Origin of the sequence: Sphingopyxis sp. RIFCSPHIGHO2_12_FULL_65_19, assembly GCF_001830555.1 — a bacterium.
In the GTDB taxonomy this organism is placed as follows: domain Bacteria; phylum Pseudomonadota; class Alphaproteobacteria; order Sphingomonadales; family Sphingomonadaceae; genus Sphingopyxis.
Map to the genome: position 1 here is coordinate 1 of NZ_MIAM01000039.1, position 8,790 is coordinate 8,790.

Below are 8,790 nucleotides of genomic sequence, written 5' to 3' on the forward strand. Positions count from 1 at the left end.
CATCGGGTTCGCCTTGCGCCACACGATGTCGTTGAGAATCCAATAGCCATTGTCCTGGAGCGCGGTGCCGACGCGGAAGATATTGTGATAGCTGCCGATCACCCAGATGCTGCCGTTCGGTTTCAGGATACGCTTGGCTTCCTTGAGCCAGGCCTGGGTAAAGCGATCATAGGTCGCGAGGCTGTCGAACTTGTCCCAGTCATCGTCGACCGCATCGACCTGGCTGCCGTCGGGGCGCAACAGATCGCCGCCGAGTTGGAGATTATAGGGCGGATCGGCGAAGATCATGTCGACCGACGACGCGGGCAGGCTGCGCATCATCTCGACGCAATCGCCCTGCAATATGCTGTCGAGCGGCAGGTCCGCGGGGTCGACCTTGGGCGTCCGCTGCTTCGTCGCCGGCGCCTTGACCCGTTCCATCACACCCATGCTTCACCCCGTTCCTTGCTCGTAAGAAGGCCCTGATGAGTCCGGCGGCACCCGCCGTCAAGCGCCGGACTCTAGGGATTCCGGCTCTCTAAATGGTTAACGGGATGAGAACGAAAGGAGTCTGACACACCATATGGAGTCGCGGGCGACTCGCGGACTCAACCACTGGTGGTGTGGCGATGAGGACTCACCGGCGAAAAAAATTTCGCCGCGGACGATTACAGCCCCGGATCGACCCCGGTCAGCGCGACCGACCGTTCCCACAGCTCGCGCGCCAGTTTCGGATCGCGCGCCGCGCGGCTCGCGCGGGCGGGGCCGGACCGCCCCGACACTTCGCCCAGCCCCTGCGGCCCCAGATAATCGCCGCCCTGCACATGCGCGCCCGTTGCGGCCTGCAAGGTCGGCCACGCTCCCTGCGCCGCGCTGTTGAAAAAAGGCGCGGCGAGCGGCGTCATGTAGCGCAAGGGCAGCGGCAAATGCCGCTGCAATTCGGTCGTCGCGACGCCGGGATGGCAACCGATCGCCTGCGTCGCCCGTCCCGCGGCACCCAGCCGCCGGTCGAGTTCAAACATGTAAAGCAGGTTCGCGAGCTTGCTCATCTGGTAACGCGCCCAATTATGATAGCTGCGCGACGCCGCCAGGTCGCTGTAATCCATTTCCCCGTTCCGGTGCGCAATGCTGCCCGTAACCACGATGCGGTCGTCGACGTGGCGATGCACCAGCCCGGTGAAGGCGAAGGTGCCGAGGTGGTTGACCCCGAATTGCAGCTCGTGGCCCTGCTTCGTCAGCATCCTGGGCGGGATCATCACACCTGCGTTATTGACCAGCACATCGATCCGCGGCCCCGCCAGCACCATGTTCGCGGCGTCGCGGACCTGGTCGAGGTCGGCGAGGTCGAGCGGCTGGAACGACAATTTGGCGTCGGACACATCGGTGCGGATGCGGTCGATCGCCGCTTCGGCTTTCGCGGCATCGCGGCAGGCCAGGATCACATGAGCACCGCGCGCCGCCAGCACTTTCGACACCTCGAAGCCGAGCCCGGCGTTGGCACCCGTGACAAGGAAGGTGCGGCCGGTCTGGGCCGACACATCGTCGGCCGTAAATCCCTTGCTCATCGCCTTCCCCCTTTTTTGCTGTCGGGCTTCAGACCAGCTGCATTTGTGCGACCGGGGCAAAACTGGTCCGATGAAGCGGCGTGGGCCCATGTCGGCGCAGCGCCGCAAGATGCTGCGCCGTACCATATCCCATGTTGGTTTCCCAGCCAAAGCCCGGAAAGTCGCGCGCCGCTGCCGCCATGAAGCGGTCGCGATGCTCCTTCGCGATGATGCTCGCCGCCGAAATACACGGATGCAGCGCGTCGCCGCCGACGATCGCGCGGGCGGTGTACCGCCATCGGGGAAGCCGGTTGCCGTCGACCAGCACCTCGGCTGGTTCGACGCCAAGCGCCTCGACCGCGCGCGTCATCGCAAGAAAGGTTGCTTGCAATATGTTGAGGCGGTCGATCTCGGCGACGCTCGCCTCACCGACGCCCCAGCGGCAGCGTGTCTTGATCTGCTTTTCGAGTTCGGCGCGGCGTTTTGCGGACAATTTCTTGCTATCGTCGAGCCCCGCGATCCCGCCCTCGCACAGCAGCACCGCCGCCGCGACGACCGGCCCCGCGAGCGGCCCGCGACCGGCTTCGTCTACGCCGACGATCATGTGCGTCGCACCAGAATGAACCTTAATCTCCGTTCGTATCGAGCGAAGTCGAGATGCGAACAGGTTGAGCGGACAGGCTGAAAAATCATATCCGCCACGGCGGATATCTCCGATACTCGGCCGCCTGATACAGGCACAGGCGATTGCCCGCGGGATCGGCCAGACGCGCCTCGCGCCAGCCCCATTCCTCGTCCTTCGGCATCTGGTCGAACCGCACCCCGCGCCGCGCCAGATAGGCAACCCACGCGTCGAGCGCGCCGCTTTCGAGGTAGGCCGTCGCCCCGCCCGCCTCGCCATCGCCGACATGGATCGACAGCGTAACACCATTCGCGGCCTCGAACCGCGCGTAACCATTATCCGGGCTATCGACGATCTGCGTCAGCCCCATCTGCTTGTAGAAAGCGACCGAAACCCCATAGTCGTTCGCGGGCAAGGTCAACTGGTTGAGCGCGGGGCCGGTGAACAGCCCGTCGTTGCGCACGAACTGCTGCCCCATCGGGCCATGCCCCTGCCCCAGCCCCGGCGCGTCGAGCAGCGCCAGCCGCACGAAATCGCGCGCGCGCGCAATTGCGGGTTCCAGCGGCATTCCCTGCGCCAGCCCGGTCGCAATCGCGCTGGCGAGCGTGCAGCCGGTGCCGTGGCTGTGGGGGGTGTCGATGCGCGGCGCCTCCCACCGCGCGACCTCGCCCTCGCCGGTTTCGAGCAGGCGGTCGATCACCGTCTCGCCCTCGGCATGTCCGCCCTTCACCAACAGCGAACAGCCATGCGCCAGCACCGCGTCCTCACCGCCGAGCGCCGCGAGTTCGGGCAGGTTCGGCGTCGCGACCATCGCGCGGTCCAGCAAGGCGCGGAACGCGTCGATCGTCGCCGCGTCGGCCAGCACCGATCCGCTGCTCGCGATCATCACCGGATCGAACACCAGCGCCGCCTGCGCCAGGTCGGGCTGCGACAATCGCCCCGCCACCGCAGCAGCGGTTTCGGCGCTGCCGATCATCCCGATCTTGACAGCGTCAACACCGATGTCGGTCGCGACGCTGTCGATCTGTGCCAGCACCATGTCGGTCGGCACCGGATGGACGCCCTGCACACCCAGCGTGTTCTGCGCCGTGATGGCGGTGATCGCGGTCATCGCATGGCCGCCCAGCATCGTCACCGCCTTGATGTCGGCCTGGATGCCGGCGCCGCCGCCGCTATCCGACCCGGCGATGATCAGGACGCGCGCGGTCACCCCTTATGCTTTCGCTCCGTCGAGGCGGGGTATTTCGCAAGGATCGCGCCCTCGCGAAGCGGCCGATCGAGCAGGTCGCCGCCGCAATTGGGGCAAAGTTCGTCGAGCTTGTCGGCGCAGTTCGCGCAAAAGGTGCACTCCATCGAACAGATGAAGGCGCCATGGATATCGGCGGGCAGGTTGCGGCCGCACTTTTCGCAATCGGGTCGCATTTCAAGCATGGTAAATCTCTTTCACTTTTCAAAAATCGGATGGTTATGCGGCAGCGGCGCGCACGGCGTCGCAGATCATGTCGACGACCTGCTCGACCTGTCCGGCGTCGTCGCCCTCGGCCATCACGCGGATCAGCGGTTCGGTGCCCGATGGACGGATCACCAGGCGGCCGCGGCCGTTCAGCGCCGCCTCACCCTCCGCAATCGCGGCGATAACATGTTTGTCGTCGAGCGGCTTGCCGCCCGCGAAACGGACATTCTTCAACAGCTGGGGCACCGGGTCGAACTGGTGCAACAATTCGCTCGCGGGTTTCCCCGCCGCGACCAGCTCGGCGAGCACCTGCAACGCCGCCAACGTGCCGTCGCCGGTCGTGGCATGGTCCGACAGGATCATATGCCCCGACTGCTCGCCGCCGACGTTGAAACCGCCCTCGCGCATTCGTTCGAGGACATAGCGGTCGCCGACCTTCGTGCGTTCGAGCCGCAGTCCTTCGCCTTCGAGGAAGCGTTCGAGGCCGAGGTTCGACATCACCGTCGCGACCACACCGCCGCCTTTCAGACGCCCCTGCCGCGCCCAGCTGGCGCCGATCAGCCCCATGATCTGGTCGCCGTCGATGATCGCGCCCTTTTCATCGACGACGATCAGCCGGTCGGCATCGCCGTCGAGCGCGATGCCGATATCGGCGCCGCTCGCGACCACGGTTTCCTGTAAAAGCGCGGGCGCGGTCGATCCGCATTTGTCGTTGATGTTGATCCCGTTCGGCGTGACCCCGATCGCAACGACATCGGCGCCGAGTTCCCAGAACACCGTCGGGGCGCTGTTATACGCGGCGCCATTGGCGCAATCGAGCACGATGCGCAGCCCGTCGAGCCGCACCGATTCGGGCAGGCTTTGCTTCACCGCGTGGATGTAGCGGCCGCGCGCGTCGTCGATCCGCTTGGCGCGGCCGATATGCGCGGCGTCGGCAAGCTTCGGCTCGACGGTCAGCAGATGTTCGATCTGCGCCTCGTCCTCGTCGGACAATTTATACCCGTCGGGGCCGAATAATTTGATCCCATTGTCGTGGAAAGGATTGTGGCTGGCCGACAGCATGACCCCCAGGTCGGCGCGCATCGACCGCGTCAGCATTGCAATCGCGGGGGTCGGCATCGGGCCGACCTGCACCACATCCATGCCGACGCTGGTGAAACCCGCGACCAGCGCATTTTCGAGCATATAGCCCGACAGGCGCGTGTCCTTGCCGATCACGACGCGATGCTTGTGATCGCCGCGCAGGAAATGCGCGCCCGCCGCCATGCCGACGCGCATCGCGACTTCCGCCGTCATCGGAACCTGGTTGGTCAGGCCGCGAATCCCGTCGGTTCCGAAAAACTTGCGCATGATACCTCTGCTACTCGAGCCGATCGCCGGCAAATGCCGGCCCCGGCGTCCACGGGATGGCCCCCAAAGAGGATTTCGCGGCCCAAAAACCGGTTCCCGTTTCTTCCGGGAGGTGCTCTAAGTCACCCTCTTTTGCTTGGCAAGCAGGCCAGAATAAACGCCGGGAGAATCCGTCTTGAAATCCGCTTGGTTTATCCTTTCGGCGCTGATCGCCGGTATGCTTCTGGGGATCGGGGTCGAAATGGCGTCGCCCGCCGCGGGCACGGCGTCGCTTCCCTATATCGAACCGATCGGGCTGCTCTGGCTCAACGCCTTGAAAATGACGATTGTTCCGCTCGTCGTCGCGCTGCTCATCACCGGCATTACCGCGACCGCCGACGCCGCGCGCGCCGGGAAGCTCGCCTTTCGCGCCGTGATGATCTTCCTGGGCGCGATCACGCTGTCGGGGCTGATGTCGCTGCTGATGACCCCGTTACTGCTGCGCGTCTTTCCCTTGTCGGCGGGCGCCGCAGACGCGCTGCGCCACGGCCTTGGCGGCACGACCGAGGCGGCACCATCGCCGACCTTCGGTGATTTCCTGCTGTCGCTGGTCCCCACCAACCCCATCGCCGCCGCGGCGGAAACGGCGATCCTGCCGCTGATCGTCTTTACGACCATCTTTGCCTTCGCGATCACCAGGCTCGAACCCGTCCAGCGCGCCACGCTGTCGGGGCTGTTCAAGGCGCTGGGCGATGCGATGCTGATCGTCATCGGATGGGTGCTCGCGCTCGCGCCGATCGGCGTCTTTGCGCTCGGCTATGCCCTCGCGGTCAAGGCCGGGGTCGCGGCGTTCGGCGGGCTCGTCCATTATGTGCTGATCCTGTCGGGTATCGGCGTCAGCTGCATCCTCCTCGGCTTGGCTCTGGCCTGGCTTGTCGTTGGCATATCGGTGCCGCGCTTTGTCCGCGCGATGGTGCCGACGCTGGCGGTCGCGGTCAGCACGCAAAGCTCGCTTGCCAGCCTGCCCGCAATGCTGAAATCCTCGGAGGAACTGGGCGTCGATCCCAAGAAAGCCGACGTCGTGCTGCCGCTCGCGGTCGCCCTGTTCCGCTTCACCAGCCCGGCGATGAACCTGGCCGTTGTCGTCTATGTCGCCTGGCTGTTCGGCATCGAGCTGACGCCGTGGGAAATGGCCGTCGGGCTGGCCGTCGCGATCGCGGCCGCGCTGTCCTCGGTCAGCCTGCCCGGATCGATCAGTTTCGTCACCTCGATCGCCCCGATCGCGGTGTCGATGGGCGTGCCCGTCGCGCCGCTCGGCCTGCTCGTCGCGGTCGAAACTTTCCCCGACATTTTCCGCACCCTCGGCAATGTCATCGGCGACGTCGCGGCAACCAAATATGCCGCCGACGGGGTCGAGACGAAAACAGCAGGAGAAGCCCCGTGAAGTATCGCAAACTCGGCCACGGCCTCGAAGTATCCGCGATCGGCATCGGCTGTATGCCGATGATCAAGGGCGGCAATATCCTCTATGGCGAAGCCGCGGACCTCGACGAATCGACACGCACCATCCACCGCGCGATCGACATGGGCGTCACCTTTTTCGACACCGCGCAAATCTATGGCCCGTTCAGCAATGAAGAGCTGCTCGGCGACGCGATCCGGGGCAAGCGCGACGGGCTCGTCATCGCGACCAAGTTCGGGTTCAAGTTCGACGGCAAGCAGATTGTCGGCGTCGATGGGTCGCCGGCCAACGCGCGCGCCGCATGCGAAGGTTCCCTCCAGCGGCTCGGCGTCGACACGATCGACCTGTTCTACCAGCACCGCGTCGACCCGTCGGTGCCGATCGAGGAGACCGTCGGCGGAATGATGGAGCTGGTGAACGAAGGCAAGGTGCGCCACATCGCGCTGTCCGAAGCCGGCCCCGAGACGATCCGCCGCGCCGCGAAAGCCGCGCCGATCACCGCGCTGCAAAGCGAATATTCGATCTGGGAACGCGACATCGAGGACGAGATCCTTGGCGTCTGCCGCGACAACGGCATCGGCTTCGTCCCCTATTCGCCGCTCGGCCGCGGGTTCCTCGCGGGCGCGGTGCGCAGCCGCGATGAACTGCCCGAACATGACTGGCGCCGCAACGATCCGCGCTATTCGGACGAGAATCTGCCCGCCAACCTCGCGATCGTCGACGCGATCGGTGCGGTCGCCGACCGGCATGGCGTGTCCAAGGCGCAGGTCGCGCTGGCCTGGCTGCTTGCGCAGGGCGACGACATCGTCCCCATCCCCGGCACCAAGCGGCGCGTCACGATGGAGGACAGCGTCGGCGCGGCCGAGGTCATGCTGACCGCTGAAGACCTGGCCGCGATCGAGGCCGCCGCGCCAAAGGGCGGCACAAGCGGTCCGCGCTACGGCGAAATGGGGATGCGGATGGTGCGGCTTTAGTTGCCGACCGGAATCGACCGATTGTGGACCTATCCATCCTCGTCACCCCGGACTTGATCCGGGGTCCACGACTTCAGCGCCGCAGTGGATCCCGGATCAAGTCCGGGATGACGAAGGTCTGAAAACGACCAATTGCAGTCGTTAACAATTGCGGACGTAATATGGAGAATGAGGCGGAGGAATCGAATCTATGCAATTGGAACGACGTCAGGCGCTTGCACTGGCTGCTGCGATAGCGCTAGCGGGAACGCACGAAGACGCTTTTGCGTGCACCCGGACCCCGCCTCCCGCATTCAAACCCACCAAACTAGAGCAGAAGCGTATGCTCGCGCAGTTGCAACTCCTTCGCCGTTATTGGAATGATGGAACACCCGAGCAATTCATCGAGCAGCATTGCGTGGAGCGTGCTCGACTAAATTACATTCTCGATAACAAAGGCGGAAACTGGGCTGATGCTGCGGCAGCAATTCGAGTTTTTCATGGCCGATTTCCGAGGATCGCGTCGGACTTCTCGAACATAATGTTCGATCCGCAGCTTCCATTCCTCTACGCATTCGCCGAATTTGAAAAGGCTCCCAGATCCCTCTCGGATAACGAAGAAATTACTCTTTGCGATCGGGGTTTGCTCCCCTCGTTTGTAGTTCAAATGCGGTTCGTTGAAACATACTATCCGAAAGCCGGTCGTTTGCCTCTCGATAAAGCTATCGTGGCGGCACTCAGCTTCCGGGAACATGGCGCGTTGGCAAACTGGTTCGGCCAAAACGCTTAGCGGCTTCAAATTGACGGCGGCTTTCCACCCCTAATCAGACCCTCTGAGCCCCAGCGTCAGCCCTTCGCATCCAGCCGCGCGCACAGCGCGTCGACCTTTTCGGCCAGCTCGGCGATCCGCATCTGATCGAGCTTTTCGTGCAAGCGCATGATTTCCAGCTCGGCGCGCAGGTTGATTTCATAATCGACGCTGGCAGTCAGCCGGTCTTTCGCGGCCTGCCGGTTCTGGCTCATCATGATGATCGGCGCCTGCACCGCGGCGAGCGTCGACAGCATCAGGTTGAGGAAGATGAAGGGATAGGGATCGAACGCCAGCCCAAAACGCTGGAGCACTTCCGAATTGAGCAGCATCCAGCCGAACAGGATCAGCGCAAAGGCGATGATGAAGCCCCATGAGCCGCCGACCGCAGCAACCCTGTCGGCGAGCCGGTCGCCGCGGCTCGCCTGCGCATCCTCGATATCGGCGGCATCGCGGCTGCTCGGCGCGCGCTGCGCGATCGACTCGACCACCCGCGATTCCTCGACATCGAGTTCGTCGAAGGCGCGGCCCAGCAGGCGCAGCGACAAATCGTTGAGGTGCGTGCTCGCGTTCATTCCGATCCTATCCGACCCAGCGCCAGATTCCCGCGACCATATAGCCGAGCGCGCCATGCGCCCAG

General features: G+C 64.4%; 11 protein-coding genes. 3 read left to right on the forward strand and 8 right to left on the reverse strand.

Annotation, left to right across the window (positions count from 1 at the left end):
• The 6 genes from A3E77_RS11345 to glmM all read right to left on the reverse strand — a co-directional run.
• A partial coding sequence (locus A3E77_RS11345) for a DNA-methyltransferase (protein ID WP_293645954.1) occupies positions 1 to 429 on the reverse strand: 429 nt, incomplete at its 3' end.
• A gap of 218 nt (positions 430 to 647) precedes the next feature.
• The gene (locus A3E77_RS11350) at positions 648 to 1,544 is read right to left on the reverse strand and encodes an oxidoreductase (protein WP_293645956.1); all 897 of its coding nucleotides are present in this window, start codon (positions 1,542 to 1,544) and stop codon (positions 648 to 650) included.
• Between the two features lie 28 nt (positions 1,545 to 1,572).
• Entirely contained in the window at positions 1,573 to 2,127 is a 555-nt protein-coding gene (locus A3E77_RS11355) for a ribonuclease HII (protein ID WP_293645958.1), read from the reverse strand.
• Between the two features lie 85 nt (positions 2,128 to 2,212).
• Complete coding sequence (thiD, locus tag A3E77_RS11360) at positions 2,213 to 3,355, reverse strand: bifunctional hydroxymethylpyrimidine kinase/phosphomethylpyrimidine kinase (RefSeq protein WP_293645960.1); 1,143 nt, start codon at positions 3,353 to 3,355, stop codon at positions 2,213 to 2,215.
• Entirely contained in the window at positions 3,352 to 3,576 is a 225-nt protein-coding gene (locus tag A3E77_RS11365; RefSeq protein ID WP_179495937.1) for a DUF1272 domain-containing protein, read from the reverse strand. Before A3E77_RS11365 ends, thiD begins: the two co-directional genes overlap by 4 nt.
• A 34-nt stretch (positions 3,577 to 3,610) precedes the next feature.
• Positions 3,611 to 4,951, reverse strand: a complete 1,341-nt coding sequence (gene glmM, locus A3E77_RS11370) for a phosphoglucosamine mutase (RefSeq protein ID WP_293646046.1) — start codon at positions 4,949 to 4,951, stop codon at positions 3,611 to 3,613.
• 172 nt (positions 4,952 to 5,123) lie between these two features.
• Here glmM and A3E77_RS11375 point away from each other — a divergent pair, with 172 nt between their 5' ends.
• The 3 genes from A3E77_RS11375 to A3E77_RS11385 all read left to right on the forward strand — a co-directional run bounded on the left by A3E77_RS11375 (position 5,124) and on the right by A3E77_RS11385 (position 8,132).
• Positions 5,124 to 6,371, forward strand: a complete 1,248-nt coding sequence (locus tag A3E77_RS11375) for a dicarboxylate/amino acid:cation symporter (RefSeq protein ID WP_293645962.1) — start codon at positions 5,124 to 5,126, stop codon at positions 6,369 to 6,371.
• The gene (locus A3E77_RS11380; protein WP_293645964.1) at positions 6,368 to 7,363 is read left to right on the forward strand and encodes an aldo/keto reductase; all 996 of its coding nucleotides are present in this window, start codon (positions 6,368 to 6,370) and stop codon (positions 7,361 to 7,363) included. The genes A3E77_RS11375 and A3E77_RS11380 overlap by 4 nt, the downstream gene beginning before the upstream one ends.
• Positions 7,364 to 7,553: 190 nt before the next feature.
• A complete protein-coding gene (locus A3E77_RS11385; protein WP_293645966.1) occupies positions 7,554 to 8,132 on the forward strand; it encodes a hypothetical protein in 579 nt (192 codons plus the stop codon).
• 56 nt (positions 8,133 to 8,188) lie between these two features.
• Here A3E77_RS11385 and A3E77_RS11390 read toward each other — a convergent pair whose 3' ends face one another.
• Together A3E77_RS11390 and A3E77_RS11395 are read right to left on the reverse strand one after the other, a co-directional pair.
• Complete coding sequence (locus A3E77_RS11390; RefSeq protein ID WP_293645968.1) at positions 8,189 to 8,725, reverse strand: DUF1003 domain-containing protein; 537 nt, start codon at positions 8,723 to 8,725, stop codon at positions 8,189 to 8,191.
• 7 nt (positions 8,726 to 8,732) lie between these two features.
• Positions 8,733 to 8,790, reverse strand: a 58-nt coding sequence (locus A3E77_RS11395; protein ID WP_293646048.1) for a hypothetical protein, incomplete at its 5' end; no start/stop codon positions are given.